The sequence below is a fragment of the Steroidobacter cummioxidans genome (assembly GCF_003104955.1).
Genome location: NZ_LSRW01000040.1, coordinates 73,077 through 89,684 on the forward strand (window position 1 = coordinate 73,077; position 16,608 = coordinate 89,684).

The 16,608-nt window shown below is 62.0% G+C and carries 18 protein-coding genes; 11 read left to right on the plus strand and 7 right to left on the minus strand.

The features are described 5' to 3' along the window. Positions 1–43 precede the first annotated feature (43 nt). From D0550_RS19430 to D0550_RS19450, 5 genes are all read left to right on the plus strand, one after another. A complete protein-coding gene (locus tag D0550_RS19430; protein WP_116810848.1) occupies positions 44–607 on the plus strand; it encodes a YqgE/AlgH family protein in 564 nt (187 codons plus the stop codon). An 11-nt stretch (positions 608–618) separates the two neighbouring features. Then, positions 619–1,050: a Holliday junction resolvase RuvX gene (gene ruvX, locus D0550_RS19435; RefSeq protein ID WP_206606410.1), complete on the plus strand. Its 432-nt coding sequence runs from the start codon at positions 619–621 to the stop codon at positions 1,048–1,050. A gap of 162 nt (positions 1,051–1,212) precedes the next feature. Further along, positions 1,213–3,657, plus strand: a complete 2,445-nt coding sequence (locus D0550_RS19440) for a DUF4394 domain-containing protein (protein ID WP_116810850.1) — start codon at positions 1,213–1,215, stop codon at positions 3,655–3,657. 90 nt (positions 3,658–3,747) lie between these two features. Continuing rightward, complete coding sequence (locus D0550_RS19445; protein ID WP_206606407.1) at positions 3,748–4,737, plus strand: aspartate carbamoyltransferase catalytic subunit; 990 nt, start codon at positions 3,748–3,750, stop codon at positions 4,735–4,737. Between the two features lie 16 nt (positions 4,738–4,753). Continuing rightward, positions 4,754–5,167 (plus strand): hypothetical protein, encoded by a 414-nt coding sequence (locus tag D0550_RS19450; RefSeq protein WP_116810851.1) that lies wholly within the window; start codon positions 4,754–4,756, stop codon positions 5,165–5,167. Between the two features lie 521 nt (positions 5,168–5,688). Here D0550_RS19450 and D0550_RS19455 read toward each other — a convergent pair. From D0550_RS19455 to D0550_RS19465, 3 genes are all read right to left on the minus strand, one after another. Then, a complete protein-coding gene (locus D0550_RS19455) occupies positions 5,689–6,816 on the minus strand; it encodes a PilT/PilU family type 4a pilus ATPase (protein ID WP_116810875.1) in 1,128 nt (375 codons plus the stop codon). An 89-nt stretch (positions 6,817–6,905) separates the two neighbouring features. Beyond that, entirely contained in the window at positions 6,906–8,069 is a 1,164-nt protein-coding gene (locus tag D0550_RS19460; protein ID WP_116810852.1) for a PilT/PilU family type 4a pilus ATPase, read from the minus strand. Between the two features lie 82 nt (positions 8,070–8,151). Then, the gene (locus tag D0550_RS19465; protein WP_116810853.1) at positions 8,152–9,192 is read right to left on the minus strand and encodes a type IV pilus twitching motility protein PilT; all 1,041 of its coding nucleotides are present in this window, start codon (positions 9,190–9,192) and stop codon (positions 8,152–8,154) included. A gap of 102 nt (positions 9,193–9,294) precedes the next feature. On the opposite strand from D0550_RS19465, the gene D0550_RS19470 reads away from it, so the two are divergent. From D0550_RS19470 to D0550_RS19490, 5 genes are all read left to right on the plus strand, one after another. Next, positions 9,295–10,032, plus strand: coding sequence for a YggS family pyridoxal phosphate-dependent enzyme (locus D0550_RS19470; protein ID WP_116810854.1), 738 nt, complete (start codon positions 9,295–9,297; stop codon positions 10,030–10,032). Positions 10,033–10,048: 16 nt separating this feature from the next. Next, complete coding sequence (gene proC / locus D0550_RS19475; protein WP_116810855.1) at positions 10,049–10,870, plus strand: pyrroline-5-carboxylate reductase; 822 nt, start codon at positions 10,049–10,051, stop codon at positions 10,868–10,870. Between the two features lie 9 nt (positions 10,871–10,879). After that, positions 10,880–11,413: a YggT family protein gene (locus tag D0550_RS19480; RefSeq protein WP_116810856.1), complete on the plus strand. Its 534-nt coding sequence runs from the start codon at positions 10,880–10,882 to the stop codon at positions 11,411–11,413. Positions 11,414–11,464: 51 nt separating this feature from the next. Beyond that, positions 11,465–11,995 (plus strand): DUF4426 domain-containing protein, encoded by a 531-nt coding sequence (locus tag D0550_RS19485; protein WP_116810857.1) that lies wholly within the window; start codon positions 11,465–11,467, stop codon positions 11,993–11,995. A gap of 220 nt (positions 11,996–12,215) precedes the next feature. After that, on the plus strand, positions 12,216–12,527 hold the full coding sequence (locus D0550_RS19490; protein WP_116810858.1) for an HU family DNA-binding protein: 312 nt from the start codon (positions 12,216–12,218) through the stop codon (positions 12,525–12,527). 59 nt (positions 12,528–12,586) lie between these two features. Here D0550_RS19490 and D0550_RS19495 read toward each other — a convergent pair whose 3' ends face one another. Continuing rightward, complete coding sequence (locus D0550_RS19495) at positions 12,587–13,039, minus strand: tellurite resistance TerB family protein (protein ID WP_116810859.1); 453 nt, start codon at positions 13,037–13,039, stop codon at positions 12,587–12,589. 31 nt (positions 13,040–13,070) lie between these two features. Beyond that, positions 13,071–13,730 carry an alpha/beta hydrolase gene (locus tag D0550_RS19500; RefSeq protein ID WP_116810860.1) on the minus strand — a complete coding sequence of 220 codons (660 nt, stop codon included), beginning with the start codon at positions 13,728–13,730 and terminating at the stop codon, positions 13,071–13,073. 125 nt (positions 13,731–13,855) lie between these two features. On the opposite strand from D0550_RS19500, the gene D0550_RS19505 reads away from it, so the two are divergent. Continuing rightward, on the plus strand, positions 13,856–14,503 hold the full coding sequence (locus D0550_RS19505; protein ID WP_116810861.1) for a YbhB/YbcL family Raf kinase inhibitor-like protein: 648 nt from the start codon (positions 13,856–13,858) through the stop codon (positions 14,501–14,503). Between the two features lie 3 nt (positions 14,504–14,506). Here the strand turns inward: D0550_RS19505 and D0550_RS19510 are convergent, their stop codons facing one another. Together D0550_RS19510 and htpG are read right to left on the minus strand one after the other, a co-directional pair. Beyond that, positions 14,507–15,016: an FKBP-type peptidyl-prolyl cis-trans isomerase gene (locus D0550_RS19510; RefSeq protein ID WP_116810876.1), complete on the minus strand. Its 510-nt coding sequence runs from the start codon at positions 15,014–15,016 to the stop codon at positions 14,507–14,509. Positions 15,017–15,060: 44 nt separating this feature from the next. Next, the coding region (gene htpG, locus D0550_RS19515; RefSeq protein WP_116810877.1) for a molecular chaperone HtpG at positions 15,061–16,608 on the minus strand (1,548 nt) is incomplete at its 5' end.

Consider the following 16,608-nt stretch of genomic DNA (forward strand, 5'->3'; position numbering starts at 1 on the left):
TGCCGTGCTTGAGCCCCGGCGGGCGCCGCCCGATACTTGGTCCATGTCCGCCGGCGACTTCCTCACCAACCAGTTCCTCATCGCCATGCCGGCGATGACCGACAGCAATTTTGCCCAGACGGTCACGTTCATCTGGGAGCACAACGCGGACGGCGCGCTCGGCATCATCATCAATCGGCCGCTGCAAATGCGGCTGGTCGACGTGTTCGAGCAGCTGAAAATGCCGACGGCACCTGGGGTGTTCGGTCACCAGCAAGTCTTGCAAGGCGGCCCGGTGCAAACCGACCGGGGTTTCGTCGTGCATCAGGTCGGCGGCCAGTGGGAACACACCCGGCAGGTTTCGCCCCGTCTGCAAGTGACGACGTCACCGGACATCCTGAATGCCATGGCTCGCGGCAGCGGGCCGGATACGGCGCTGGTCGCATTGGGCTACGCCGGCTGGAGCGCCGGCCAGCTGGAGACCGAGCTGGCACAAAATGCCTGGCTGACCGCGCCGTGCGACGAGCGCATTCTGTTCGATACGCCCTACGAGCAACGCTGGCGCGCCGCCGGCCGCCTGCTGGGCGTTGACCTCGCCACCATCAGCGATCAGGTGGGCCACGCCTGAGCCCGCAGGTCATTCTCGCCTTCGATTACGGCACCCGCCGCATCGGCGTCGCCAGCGGCGACACGCTGACTCGTACCGCTCGCGCGCTGACTACTCTGGAGCGCGGCGATATCGTGCCGTGGCCGGCAATCACCAAGCTGGTCCAGGAATATCAGCCATCGCAATTCGTCGTAGGACTGCCCTGGAACATGGACGGCACGCCGACGCTACTCACCGACGTCAGCCGTTCTTTTGCGGCCGAGTTGAAATCTCGTTACAACAAGCCGGTCGCTTTGGTGGATGAAAGGTTGAGCTCGCGCGAAGCCGAATCGCAGCTGCGCGACGCCCGCGCCTCCGGAATGAAGAAACGTCGCAACACCCACGCCGACGTGGACATGATCGCCGCCCGCATCTTGCTCGAACAATGGCTCGAGAATCCGCACGCTGCTGAACAGATAACCTGAAGATCGATTCGGGGCCGCGCCGGAGCGTGACCGGCCTCTCATTCTTCCCAGCAAACGATCCCGACGGCGCTCGCCAGAAATAATTCGACACACAGCCGGCGCATCCGCCTACTCCCTGGCACCGAAAGCAGCCTGTATCTGCACCCCAGCAACAGGCGGCCCATGAATATCAACTCTCGTGCCCACGTGGCTCGCGCTCCGTTAGCTCTGTATGCGTTGCTCACGCTACCGCTCCTGGGCTGCAGTAGCGGCAGCAATAACAATCCAGCACCCGCGCCGAATCCACCGGGCGGCCTCGTGCAAGGCGATACGTTTGCAGTCACCAGCTCGAACCGCCTGATGAGCTTCAACAGCACCACCCCCGGTACCGCTTCGGCGGTTGCCATCACGGGCCTGCGCGCCAACGAAACCCTCGTTGGCTTCGACCTGCGACCCGGCGGCTCGCCCGCCGGCCAGCTGATCGCCGTGGGCAATCAAGGCGGCGTCTACACCATCGACCCGAACAGCGGCACGGCCACGCTCAAAAGCTCGATGGTCGCCGATCCATCCGACACGACCGATCCCTACACGTCGCTCTCCGGCACACGCGTCAGCATCGATGTGAACAATGTCGTCGACCAGCTGCGCATCGTCACCAACTCCGGTCAGAACCTGCGCGTCATGATGGACACGGGCGCGACCTTCACCGACACGCCGCTGACTATGGCGGGCCTGCGCGCCATCGGCGTAACCGAGGTTGCTTACACGAACAACTTTTCGTCCGCGTGCCGCACGACGGCTTATTACATCGACTCCACTGCCGATCGTTTGCTCACCACCGTCAATGCGAGCGGCGGCGTGCTGACCGTCGTCGGAGGACTGACCGTGGACGCCGCGGCAATGACCGGCTTCGACATCGCCACCGCGCCCGATGGCACCCAGAACGCCGTCGCAGCGCTGACGGTGAACAATGTGACTTCGCTGTACACGATCAATCTCACCACCGGCGCGGCCACCATCGTCGCCGGCATCGGCGGACTGAACAGCGGCGAGACAGTGATCGGCCTGGCGCGCCCGACGCCGGCGACCACGCCGCAGCAACCAGTCGGCGAACTGTTGGCGCTGACGGAAAGCAACGGCCTGATCTCCTTCAACAGCGGCCTGCCCGGGCAACTGTGCACGAACGTCGCCCTCAACGGCCTGCAAGGTAACGAAACCGTCGTAGGCATCGACACGCGCCCCGCCGATCGTAACGTCTACGCGCTTACCAACACCGGGCGGCTTTACACCGTCAATGCAGCTACCGGCACCGTGGCATTCCGGGCAGCGCTGACTGCATCGCCGAGCGATACGACGCTGCCGTTCCAGGGTCTCGACGGCGGCAACATCACCGTCGACGTGAGCCCAGCGGCCGATGGCTTGCGCGTCCTGAGCAGCAACGGCATGAACCTGCGCGTGCTCTTCGATACCGGAGAAACAATCACCGACACTCAGCTCAACCCGCCCGGTTCGAGCGTGACTGCCGCGGCGTACACGAACAGCTTCGCGGGCACGGGCACGAGCACGTTGTATGTAATCGATACGGCAAACGATCGGCTGATGATTCAAGGACGCGCGCCGGGCACGCCGATCAACGGCGATCTGCAGGTCGTTGGCCCATTGGGCATCAGCGGTGACGTGCAGGCGCTGGCCGGCTTCGATATCAATGCCATCAACAACAACGCCTTCGCCGCGCTGAACGTCGGCACCGCAACGACTTCCGATCTCTACAGCATCAATCTGATGACCGGCGCGGCCACTCGGGTTGGCCCGATCGGCTCGACAACGCGAATTCGCGCGCTGACGCATTCGAACGTGCCGCAGGCGACGCTGCTCGGCATTACCGAGAACGGGCGCTTGATCAGCTTCAACGTCAACACGCCGGGAACCATCACCAGCAACCTGGCCCTCACCGGCCTGCAAGGCGGTGAGCGGGTACTGGGCTTCGACATCCGTCCGTCGAACCAAGTGTTGTATTTGCTGAGCGACGCAGGTCGCATCTATACCGTCGATCCGGCGACCGGCCGCGCGCAGCTCGGTGCCACACTGATGCCGAACACCGGCGATCCTTTCCGAGGATTGATCGGTACTGCGTTCGGCACCGACTTCAGCCCGACCGCCGACGCACTCCGGGTGATCAGCGACGCCGAGCACAATCTCGCCATCATCGTGGAAACCGGCGCCACCATCACCGCCACGTTCTTGCGGCGTATCCCCGCCGAGAGCGGCGCCCCGGCGCCCGATGTGGTCGCGATCGCTTACACCAACAACTACGCCAACCCCGTGGATACCACCCTGTACAACATCGACCTCGGTAACAATTCGCTGGTGACCCAGAAGCCAGCGAACAACGGCCTGCTCACGACCGTCGGACCGCTGACCACCAACGGCCAGACCTTCACCTTCAGCGGCGGCTTCGACATCGTAGGTGGCGACGACGGCCTTGCCGTGGCGGCACTGCAGCCCAGGGGCAGCAACCAGTCCACGCTCTACCGGGTGAACCTTCGCACCGGCGCGTTGACCGAGATCGGCCCAATCGGTGCGGTCGACACGATGCGGCTGATGGGCCTGACAATCCGGCTCCAATAACCTCGACTCGCCGGCCCGGCGCCACCGCGCCGGCCCGCCGACGATCGCCGTGCCCGGCGGGGCGCGCTTGGACTACAATCGCGCCCCGCCATGACGACCACCGACCACAGCGCCAAAATGCAGCGCGACGCCGAAGGGCGGCTGCGACACCTCATCACCCTGGACGGCCTGAGCCGCGACGAGATCGTCGCCCTGCTCGACTTGGCCCAGTTCTATGCACGCACCCCCGGCGAACTGGCGGCCCGCGATCAGACGCTGGCCGGACACACCGTAGCCAATCTGTTCTTCGAGCCCAGCACGCGTACGCGCGTATCGTTCGAGCTGGCAGCACAGCGGTTGGGTGCGGACGTGGTCAACCTGGACATGCAATCGTCATCGCGCGTCAAAGGCGAGACGGTGCTCGACACGATCTACACGCTGCAGGCCATGCAGGCCGACATCCTCGTTATGCGAGATGCAGAGCCGGGCCTGCCGGCCTACGTCGCGAAGTACGTCGCGCCGCATGTTTGTATCTTGAATGCCGGCGAGGCGCATTTGTCACATCCGACGCAGGGGCTGCTCGACGCGCTCACGGTGCGACAAACCAAAGGCGACTTCACCAAGCTCAAGGTTTTGATCGCTGGCGACATCAGCCACTCGCGCGTCGCACGCTCCGCCTGGCATGCATTTATGACACTCGGCGTCGAAGAGCTGCGTATCGCTGCGCCAGAAGATTTGATGCCCGGCAAAGATGAGTTCGAAGGCGCCACCCGCTACAGCAGTATCGACAAGGCGATCAGCGGCGTCGATGTGGTGATGGCGCTGCGCATTCAGCGCGAGCGCATGACCGCTTCGGCGATTCCCGACGAAGTGACTTACCACCGTACGTTCGGCATCACCGCCGAGCGCATGGCCAAAGCCCGTGCCGGCGCCATCGTCATGCATCCGGGCCCGATGAACCGTGACGTCGAGATCGCCAGCGAAGTGGCCGACGGCCCGCAGTCGGTGATCCAACGCCAGGTGACCAACGGCGTCGCCGTGCGCATGGCCGTACTCGCGACCATCGCCCGCAACGTGCAGGCACGCCGGCAATTCCAGTGATCTTCGCAGGTGAGTCGTGCGACTCCTGATCGGCACGGACTCGGATTACGCGGCGGTCATTCGCGCCGCTAACGAGATGCATCAAGCGGACGAGAGATCGCCGCTGCTGGTGTTGATCGGTAGCGCGGGCCCGTTTTCCTTCAAGCCGCGCCCCTCCACCATTCTCGTGCCCGGCATGCCCGCAGGCGTGATCGCAGCTGTGCCTGCGCTCGAAGAGTTTGGGATCGCGAGCCGGTTGGCGAGTGAGCTCGGGTTACCCGGTTGTTACGATGGAACGGTGCTGGAATTGGCAGAGCAATGGCTCCAGGGTCTCGAGCCGTCGCTGCGAGTGCAGGTAAGTATCGCCGTCTCCGGGGCCGAAGATCTGGCGAGATCGGCGGAAGATCTCGGCCGTCGGCTTGGCTTGCCGGTGCGCGTTATTCCTGGTTAGAAAATATCGTACCGCAAACGTTTGCGTGCGATGCCGAGGTGAGCCGGATAAGAGATACGTCGGTGGTTTGGCAGCGCCAGGGTGGGGTGTCTCCTCTCGGCACCGGGCACGGCCGGAGCGCTTGCGCTCCTACACCGCACGTCCCTGATGAGCCCTGCTGTTGCGGTCCCGTCCCTGTACCGCAAAGCTGCCGAGAGGAGACACCCCACCCTGGCGCTGCCCGATATCTCAAATGAGCTTGCGAGGTTGAAAGGCAAAGCAACGGTTGCCCACTCAGCTGCTGCTTCTTTTCGTTCCGTACACCACGAACGTTTCGGCGCGCCGTCGAGGTGGGATACCTCCTCCCGGCAAATGGATCCATCCAGGGATGGTGGTCCATTAGCAGCCACATGGATGTGCAGCAAAGTCGCGCGCGTTAGCGCAAGCGAAGCGTTGCGACGGCGTGTGTCGCGGTGCCGGGAGGAGGTATCCCACCTCGACGGCGCGCGAGCCACCAACGCCTCTTCGCCGAATCAGCCGAATCAACCGAAGTTGATCTTCGCTTCCAGGTTCGTGCGCGAGTCCGCGTAAGTCAGCGCATCTTCCATCGTGATACGGCCCTGTTTGTACAACTCGTACAGCGCCGTATCGAAATGCTGCATGCCCTTCTCCGAGCTGGTGCGCAGCGCTTCCTTCGCGCCCAGCACGTCACCTTTCTTGATCAGCTCCTGCACGTGAGGCGTATTGATCAGCAACTCCACCGCCGCGACGCGGCGCTTGTTCTTACCCGGCACCAGGCGCTGCGCAATGATCGCGCGCAGGTACTGGGAGATATCGAGGAAGATCTGCGTGTGCTGTTCCAGCGGGAACATGTTGATGATGCGATCGAGCGTTTCAGCTGCGTTGTTCGCATGCAAGGTCGCCAGCACCAGGTGACCGGTACCGGCCAGCATGATCGCCGACTCCATCGTCTCGCGATCGCGAATCTCACCGATCAGCAGCACGTCCGGCGCCGCACGCATGGCGCTACGCAGAGCGCGTGCGTACGACTTGGTATCCAGGCCGACTTCGCGCTGATTGATGATGGATTTCTTGTTCGAATGCAGGAATTCGATCGGATCTTCGATGGTGATGATGTGATCCGAGGAGCTCTCGTTGCGGTAATTGATCATGGACGCGAGCGTCGTCGACTTGCCCGAGCCGGTGGCGCCGACCATGAGCAGCAGACCGCGCTTCATCATCATCAGATCTTTCAGGATCTCCGGCAGGCCGAGATCGTCGATGCGCGGCATGTCGGCGGTGATGTAACGAAGCACCATCGCGGGATTGCCGCGCTGATGGAACACGTTGACGCGGAACCGGCCGAGGCCGGGCTCGGAAATCGCGAAGTCGATTTCCAGCTCGTCGTTGAACGCGTCGATCTGTTCCTGGGTCATCAAGCCATAGGCGGCCTGGCGCACCACTTCCGGCGTCAGCATCTGCTTGTTGACCGGAAAGATCTGGCCTTCGATCTTGATCTTGATCGGCGCGTAAGAGGTGAAGAACAAGTCCGAGGCGCGCTTGTCCACCATCAGCTTGAACAACGGCTTGGTATTCAGAACGACTGCGCGTTCCTCACCGGAGCCCTCAGCGCCCGTTTCGTTATTGATCGTTTCGCCGTCAGCAGCCATGGTCATTTTACTCGGAAGAATATGCAATTATTGAATGGATGCAACTGCGGCCGCGACCGCCGTCAGCCAAGTAATAACCGGCATCTTTCTTACCGACCTATTACACCTTCTGTTTCTTCGTCCATGATGCGCAAGCTGTCGCTCGCCTCATCGGAGATCTTCATCTCGCGCTTGCTCTCGAGCTTGATGCGCAGACGCACTTCGTTCTTCGAGTCCGCGTTACGCAGCGCGTCCTCGTAGGAGATCATGCCGCTCTCGTACAGGTCATACAGCGACTGGTCGAAGGTCTTCATGCCGAGGCGGTTCGACTTGCCCATCACTTCCTTGATCTGCGCGACTTCGCCCTTGAAGATCAGGTCGGCGATCAGCGGCGAGTTCAACATGATTTCCATCGCCGCGATGCGGCCGGCGCCGGACTCGCGTGGAATCAGGCGCTGGGAAATCAGCGCTCTGATGTTCAAAGACAGATCCATCAGCAACTGTTCCCGGCGCTCTTCGGGGAAGAAGTTGATGATGCGGTCCAGCGCCTGGTTGGCGCTGTTGGCGTGCAGCGTCGCGAGCACCAGGTGGCCGGTCTCGGCGAACTGAATGCCGTATTCCATGGTTTCGCGATCGCGGATTTCGCCGATCAGAATCACGTCCGGCGCCTGACGCAGCGTGTTCTTGAGCGCCACGTGCCAGCTCTCGCAGTCGACGCCCACTTCGCGGTGAGTAATGACGCACCCCTTGTGGTTGTGCACGTACTCGACCGGGTCTTCGATGGTGATGATGTGGCCGCGCGTCTTTTCGTTGCGGTAGTTCAGCATCGCGGCCAGCGAGGTGGACTTACCCGAACCGGTGCCGCCGACCAGAATCACCAGACCGCGCTTGCTCATCACCACATCGCGCAGGATGGGCGGCAGCTGCATTTCTTCCAGCGTCGGGATCTTCGCGTTGATGGTTCGGACCACGCAGCCGATCTGACCCTGCTGCACGAACGCGCTGACGCGGAACCGGCCGATGCCGGCGGGCGCGATCGCGAAGTTACATTCTTTGGAGGCGTCGAAATCGCGCGTCTGCTTGTCGTTCATGATGGAACGAACCAGCACCGCGGCCTGCTCCGGAGTGAGCACGCGCTCGGACTGCGGCCGGATCTCGCCGTCGACTTTGATGGCAGGCGGGAAGCCCGCGGTGATGAACAGGTCCGAGCCCTTGCGGTCGACGACGCGCTTGAGCAGATCCTGCATCAGCTTGATAGCTTGTTCGCGTTCCATTTCGCAACCTACCTAAAATCTCTCTCCCACCTTGGTAGATGGATTTGTCCTACCGCCTGCGGCGGTGGGACAGGTGGACAAATCAGAACGCATCCTTATTCTGCGCGCGGAAGCGTGCTTCTTCCTTGGTGACGACGCCCTTCTGCAGCAGCTCGGCCAAACACTGGTCGAGCGTCTGCATGCCGTCTTTCTGGCCGGTTTGAATGGCCGAATACATCTGCGCGATCTTGCCTTCGCGGATCAGGTTACGAATCGCGGGCGTGCCGATCATGATCTCGTGCGCAGCCACGCGACCGCCGCCGATGCGCTTGAGCAAGCTCTGCGAAATCGCCGCGCGCAGCGACTCGGACAACATGGTTCGCACCATTTCTTTCTCAGCCGCCGGGAACACGTCGACGATACGGTCGATGGTCTTGGCGGCGGAGCTGGTGTGCAAGGTCCCGAAGACCAAGTGACCGGTTTCCGCCGCGGTCAACGCCAGACGGATGGTCTCGAGGTCGCGCATTTCGCCGACCAGCACCACGTCCGGATCTTCGCGCAACGCCGAGCGCAGCGCTTCGGAGAAGCCGAGAGTGTCACGATGCACTTCGCGCTGATTGACCAGCGAGCGCTTGCTCTCGTGCACGAACTCGATCGGGTCTTCGATGGTGATGATATGGTCGGGCTTGTTGTCGTTGACGTAGTTGACCATCGCCGCCAGCGTCGTCGACTTGCCCGAGCCGGTCGGGCCCGTCACCAGCACCAGGCCGCGCGGCTGCATGGCCAGATCCTTGAAGATCTTCGGCGCATTCAAGTCGTCCAGCGACATGATCAGCGAAGGAATGGTCCGGAACACCGCGGCCGCGCCACGGCTCTGATTGAACGCGTTGACGCGGAAGCGCGCCAGCTTGGGAATCTCGAAGGAAAAGTCCGTCTCGTAGAACTCTTCATAAGCCTTGCGCTGCTTGTCATTCATAATGTCGTACACCATGCTGTGTACTTCCTTATGAGTGAGCGCCGGCATGTTGACGCGCTTCATGTCGCCGTCGACGCGGATCATCGGCGGCACACCGGCCGACAGATGCAGATCCGAGGCATTGTTCTTGACGGCGAAAGCCAACAGCTGCGCGATATCGACGGGCATGAATCTTCCTTCCAATCCGCTTCGCCCCGCCGGGAGCAGCTGGGTGGTGCGGACGCAAAAGATGAGCGTGCGGCAGTATAACGGAGCGGTATCGGGCTCAATATGTTAACCGGTCCGCAGATTTCGGCTGACACAGTGACAGACAGCGCAACTCCAAACCTGGCGAACAACTGGACGCAAACCCGGCAACGCATTGCCAGCGCTGCGTCGCAATCGGGCAGACTGTGCGATTCCGTGAAGTTGCTCGCAATCAGTAAGGGCCACCCGGCCAGCGCGATCCGCGCCCTGGCGGCGCTGGGCCAACACGACTTTGGCGAAAATTATCTGCAGGAAGCCCTGCCCAAGCTGCAGGAATTGCAGGATTTGCAGCTGACCTGGCACTACACGGGCCAGCTCCAGGGCAACAAGACCCGCGCCGTCGCGGAGCATTTCGACTGGGTCCATACGCTGGATCGGGAGCGCATCGCCCTGCGCCTGAACGAGCAGCGACCACATTACGCCCCGCCTCTCAATATATGTGTGCAAGTCAGCCTGGCGCCCGAAGCGGGCAAAGGCGGCGTGCCGCCGGAAGAAGTCTCGTCCTTGGCGCAAAAGGTGGCGGCGCTACCCAAGCTCAAGCTGCGCGGCCTGATGTGCATTCCGCCACCGCGCGATACTTTCGATGAACAGCGCTCGCTGTTCGAACAGCTCGTCGCTTGTCAGCGTCAGCTGCTGGATGCGGGCCTCGCCGTCGATACTCTGTCGATGGGCATGTCGGCGGATCTGGAAGCAGCAGTTGCGGCGGGCGCGACCTGGGTCAGAATTGGTACCGCCCTGTTTGGCGAACGCCCCAAGAAGTGAATTCAACACAGTGACTATGAAACAGCGCATCGCATTCATCGGTGGCGGCAATATGGGACGCAGCCTGATCGGCGGCTTGATTGCCAAAGGCGCCGAGCCGTCGCAGCTCGTGGTCGCCGATCCGTACGCGCCGGCACTGCAGTCCCTGCAATCTCAGTTCAACGTACAGACAGCCAGCAACAACGCCGATGCCGTGCGCGATGCGAATGTGGTGCTGCTGGCCGTCAAGCCGCAGGAATTGCGCAATGTCGTCAGTTCGATGCAGGAGCAGATTCAGCACAGCCGTCCGCTGCTAATCTCAGTGGCCGCGGGCATTCTCGCCGCCGACATCCAGCGTTGGGCGGGCGGCGTGCCGGTCGTGCGCTGCATGCCGAATCGTCCAGCGCTGCAAGGCTGCGGCGTCACCGCGCTCTATGCGAACGAGCAAGTGTCCGAGGCCAACCGAGCGCTTGCCGAGCAGATTCTCGGCGCGGTCGGCGCGACGCTGTGGGTGGAGCGTGAAACCGACATGGACACCGTGACCGCAATCTCCGGCAGCGGCCCGGCATATTTCTTTCTGCTGATCGAGATGCTGGAAGCGGCCGGCCAGTCGCTCGGCCTGTCGGCGGAAGTGGCGCGCAAGCTCGCCGTCGAGACCGCGTATGGCTCCGGCTTCATGGCGCGCGAGTCAAGCGACTCGCCCGCAACTTTGCGCCAGCAGGTAACCTCCAAGGGCGGCACCACCGAAGCGGCACTGAAGCATCTGGAAGCGAACAACGTCCGTGCTATCTTTTCGCAGGCCGTCGGCGCCGCAGCTCAACGCTCGGCGCAATTGGCGAAAGAACTGGGTAGCGCATAACCTCATCCAATGGAAGCAATCAGATTCATCGTCGGCACCTTGCTTCAGGTGCTGCTGGTCACGGTATTCCTGTTACGCGTCTTGTTGCCGCTGGTGCGAGCCGAGTCTCGCAACCAGTTGTCGCAAGCCGTGATCCGTATGACCAATCCGCTGGTCCTGCCACTGCGCAAGGTGTTGCCGCCGATCGGCAAAGTGGACACCGCTTCGATCGTCGCGCTGATCATCGTGCAGGCGGCTGCCATCGCGCTGATGTGGTTGCTGGGTGGTTACCCATGGATTTTCACGCCGGGACAGTTCGGCTACGTCGTGCTGTTGACGCTGATCAGGACCATCCTGAACTTCTACATCTTCGCGCTGTTCCTGTATGTCATCCTGAGCTGGATCGCGCCGGGCACCAACAGCCCGGGCGCGGCGCTGATCGACACGCTGTGCGAGCCACTGCTGCGTCCGGTGCGCCGGGTGATTCCGCCGCTGGGCGGCTTCGACCTTTCGGCGCTGTTCGTCATCATCGGTCTGCAAGCGCTGAACATCGCAATCACCTGACGCGGTGAACGGTGCTATAAACAGTTCTCCATCGCCTCATGGAGAACATCGGTGCTCAATAACACTCGCAAGCACACCGCCGTTCGCACTTCCCGGAATTTACTGATCGCCCCGCTGGCCGCGACCATGCTCGCGGCCGTGGCACTCACCGGCTGCACGGAACGGCCCGAGCAACGCGCCATGCCGGCGCAGGCACTGGACGAGACCTTCAAGGACTTCGGAAATTACGAGGTGCATTTCAACGCGCTTCGCACCGACGAACTGACTCCCGACATCGCGCGCGCTTACGGCATCCAGCGCAGTAGCAATCGGGTCATGCTCAACGTAACGGTATTGCGCAAGGAAGCCGAGCACGCGCCGCGCAAGCCGGTGGAAGCCAACGTGGCGGTCGATGCCTACAACTTGAACGGTCAGTTGAAGGACATCCAGATGCGCCGCGTTTCCGAAGGCGACGCAATCTACTCGATCGGCGAGGTGACCATCGCGGGCACCGAAATCCTGGTGTTCGACATCAATGTCACACCGCAGGGCGAATCGGCGCCGTTCAACGTGAAGTTGAAGCGCGAATTCGTCTCGAACTAGCGCCCACCTACCCTTTGGTCGCATGCGCCCCACCAGCCGGGCCGCAAGCGACCGCTGGTCGGCATCAGGAAGCGCGCGGGAGCCTGAAAAAACAGGCGAAAAAACCGGTGGGCTGCTTATTTCCCGGCAAATCTTGTGCTATTTTCCGCGCGTCTTGCGATTGCCCGCGACCGATCCATTTCAAGACGGCGCGATTTGTCACTTACTCAGGAGACTACAAATGGCAAAAAAGAATGCTGCGCCGACCAAGTCGGAGATCCTTGCGCAGATTTCCAAGGACACCGGTCTTGCCAAGAAGCAAGTGTCCGATGTGTTTGAGTCGTTGAGCGGCGTAGTGAAGAAGAGCCTGAAAGGTTCGGGACTGTTCACCCTGCCGGGCCTGCTGAAGATGAAGGTCGTGAAGAAGCCGGCCACCAAGGCTCGCGAAGGCATCAACCCGTTCACGGGCGAGAAGATGACCTTCAAGGCGAAGCCCGCCAGCAAGAAGGTGCGCATCGCTGCGCTGAAGAGCCTGAAGGAAATGGTGAACTGATAGTTCGCTGTTTTGCTGCTTTTCGCGGCGCCAGATTCGTCTGGCGCCGTTGTCTGCCCCTAGCGATCGACGACCACTTTTAACTTCAATCGCACCCGGTCGCGATCGGAAATATGCAGTAACCCCGCGATCCGCTGGATCAACTGCTCCTCGTGCTTGTCGATGCGGCCGTCGGCGTGACTGACGCGCCAGAGCATTTCCACGATCTGAAGCTTGTCGGCCTCCGGCAATTCCCGATTCAAGCGATGCGTGAATTCATGCAGCGATACCGCCTGGTCGGCGCGCTTCGCGGCATTCACCATCAGCACATCGAGCGCCTCCTCGGTCAGCTCGAACCGTATCTGCAACAGATGGCGGATCGCCTGCACCTCGGCATCGGACTCGGAAAAATCAGCGCGCGCCAGCTCCAGCAGCAACGCCGCCGTGGCCAGCTCGAACGGCTCGCGATCCTCGAGCACGCCGCGCGGCACGGGATCTTCGCCAAAGATCTTCTTCAATTGACCCAGTAACATGCGTACTCCGTAACGACTGGCGCGCGCGCACTCAGCGGCCCAGATGCGCCAGCTCGATCAACCATTGCACCACCACTTGCCGCAGCTCGTTCAAGCGGCCGTGGAAGAAGTGTTCCACGCCGTTCAACATAGCCAGGCGTGGCGACTCGGCCAGGGATTGCGCCCATTGTTGGATGTCGTTCGGCTCGACCAGTTCATCGCGATCGCCTTGCACGATCAGCCAGGGACATTGCGGTAACGAGCGATCGTCGACCTTGACCCGGCGGATCGCTGGCGCGACCGTCACCAATCGCGCCACATCGCGCGCCGCGGCAGCACGAATCGCGACGGCACCACCGAAAGAAAATCCACCGAGCCACAATCGTGCACCGGGATAGCGCTGCGCGACCCAATCGAGCACGGCGAGCGCGTCATCGGTCTCGCCATTGCCTTCGTCGTAACTGCCGGTGCTCGCGCCCACGCCGCGATAGTTGAATCGCACCGTTGGCGCACCGGCCTCATTGAACGCTCTGGCAATCGAGTACACCACTTTGTTGGTCATGGTGCCGCCGTATTGCGGATGCGGATGACAGATCACTGCCACCGCTTCGGGTGCGGCGGTCACAGCGGGAATATCGAGCAATGCTTCCAGCGTGCCGGCGGGGCCGGGGATGGTCAGAGCTTGGGAGGCGGTCGGAGCGGTTGCGGTCATTGTTCCAGGGTACCATTCGTGGCCGGGCCAACGCAGTGGACGCGAGGGCGAAGTTTTCGCACCCGCTGAGGGAACATCGACCGCCGTCCTTCGATTCCTTGTTCATCCGACTTTGCGAGACCGTCATGAAGCTTACTTCCTCCAGCTTCCAGCATGACCAGCCCATTCCGGAGAAATTCGCGTTCGGCGCGCCGGATCCGGTGCTGCACATCCGCCTCACGGACAATCACAACCCGCAGCTGCAGTGGAGCGATGCGCCCGCGCAGACGCGCAGTTTTGCGCTGATCTGCGTCGATCCGGACGTGCCGACGCGGCCGGATGACGTGAACCAGGAAGGCCGCAGCGTGCCCGCGAGCTTGCCGCGCACCGATTTCTACCACTGGGTGATGGTCGACATCCCGCCGCAAACCACCGAAATCAAAGCTGGCGAATGCTCCAACGGCATTGTCGCCGGCGGCAAGCAAGAGCTCGGCGGACCGGGCGGCTCACGACAAGGCGTCAACGATTACACCGGCTGGTTCGCGGGCGATGCCGACATGAAAGGCACGTACAAGGGTTACGACGGCCCGTGCCCCCCATGGAACGACGAGATCGTGCATCACTACAACTTCACGGTGTATGCGCTCGACTGCGCGAAGGCGCCGGTCGACGGTGATTTCACTGGGCAGCAGGTTTTGCAGGCGATTCGCCCGCACATCCTTGCGCAGGCGACGCTCACGGGCACTTACTCGAACAACCCGAAATTCAACGAGCCGAAGCCATTGGAGAAGTAACGGCTACGGCGCTGGCGGCGGCGGCGCGTCCTCGATCGCCAGCAACTCGATATCGAACAACAGCGGCGCGTTCGGCGGAATCTCTCCGTTGCCCGCGCCCGTTGCGCCATAGCCGAGATCGGATGGGATGATCAGCTCACGCTGCCCGCCGGGCTGCATGCCTTGCACGCCCTCATCCCAACCTTGAATCACCTTGCCCTGGCCGATGACGAAGCGAAACGGTCGGCCGCTGCGTCGCGAGCTATCGAACTGCTTACCCTTGTGATCCGGCGCGTTCGGGTCATACAGCCAGCCGGTGTAATGCACGACCGCCTGCTGTCCGGAAGAAATACCTTCCCCAGTGCCTTTGACGATATCGGTCTTCTGCAACTCGGCGACCGGCGCCGCTGCGGAGGACGCGGGAGCGTCCGCAGGCCGCCGAGCCGTGCTCGGGACATCGTTACTGCACGCCGCCGCGAGCACAGCCGCGGCGACGCCAGTCAGAATCAAAGATGATGAACGCTGGTGCTTCATTCCGACGATCCGATTGTTGTCGAGACGCTCATAGTGCCCGCGAATCACGCGGTCTTCATCAGCAACCGATTCAAGCGCTGCACGAACGCCGCGGGCTCCGGCAACTGACCGCCGTCGGCCAGCGTCGCCTGTTCGAACAACAGCATCGACAAGTCGCTGAACTCGGCGTCCTCCGACGTCTTCTCGATCCGTTGCAGCAGCGGATGATTCGGGTTCACTTCCAGCGTGGGCTTGCTGGCCGGCGCTTTCTGTCCGGCCGCTTCCATGATCCGCCGCATCTGTGCACCCATGTCGTACTGGCCGAGCACCAGACACGCCGGCGAGTCGGCGAGCCGCGCAGTTACACGCACGTCGCTGACCTGCTCAGTGAGCGCCTTCTTCATCCGCTCGACTAGCTCCGTATGGCTCTGGGAAAGCTCTTCCTGCGCCTTCTTTTCCTCGTCGGACTGAATGGCCGCGAAATCCAGCTCGCCGCGCGCCACGTTCTTCAGCTGCTTGCCATCGAACTCGCGCAGGTGATCGACCAGCCATTCATCGACGCGGTCGGACAACAGCAGCACTTCGATGCCCTTCTTGCGCAGCACTTCCAGATGCGGGCTCGACTTCGCGGCCGCAAAGCTGTCGGCGATGACGTAATAGATTTCCTTCTGGCCTTCCTTCATGCGGCCGACGTAATCCTCCAGCGACACGTCCTGCTCAGCCTTGTCGGCCAGCGTGCTGGAGAAACGCAGCAGCTTGGCGATACGCTCGCGATTGGCATGATCCTCGGCCGGACCCTCCTTCATCACCGCGCCGAACTCTTTCCAGAACGTCGCGTATTTCTCCGGCTCGTCCTTCGCCATCTTCGCCAGCATGTCGAGCACGCGGCGCGCGAGACCGGTCTTCATGGTCTCGATCGACGGATCCTGCTGCAGCATCTCGCGAGAAATATTCAGCGGCAGATCGGCCGAATCGACCACGCCTTTGACGAAGCGCAGATACAACGGCAGGAACTGCTCGGCGTCGTCCATGATGAACACGCGACGCACGTACAACTTCAAACCGCGAGCGCCTTCGCGATGCCACAGGTCATAGGGCGCGCGCGACGGAATATATAAAAGACTCGTATATTCCTTCTTGCCTTCGACCTTGCCGTGCGACCACGCCAGCGGATCGGTGAAGTCGTGCGTCACGTGACGATAGAACTCTTTGTATTCCTCGTCGTTCAGCTCGGTACGCGGCCGCGCCCAGAGCGCCTGCGCCGCGTTGACGGTTTCGAACTCGGGCTTGGCATCTTCCGGCTTGACTTCGGCGACCACCGAATCGTCCTTCTTCTCCTCGTCTTCGCCCTTGTAGGGCGCAGGCTTCGGCATGCGCACCGGGAACGCGATGTGGTCGGAATACTTCCGCACCAGGGAACGAATGCGATATTGATCGGCGAACTCGTGATCGCCTTCTTTCAAATGCAGCACGATGCGCGTGCCGCGCTCGGGCAGCTCCACATCCGAGACAGTGAATTCACCGTCCGCGGCCGACGTCCAATGCACGCCAGCACCCGCTTCGAGACCGGCACGGCGCGAGAACACCTGTCTCTTATACACATCTGACGCTGC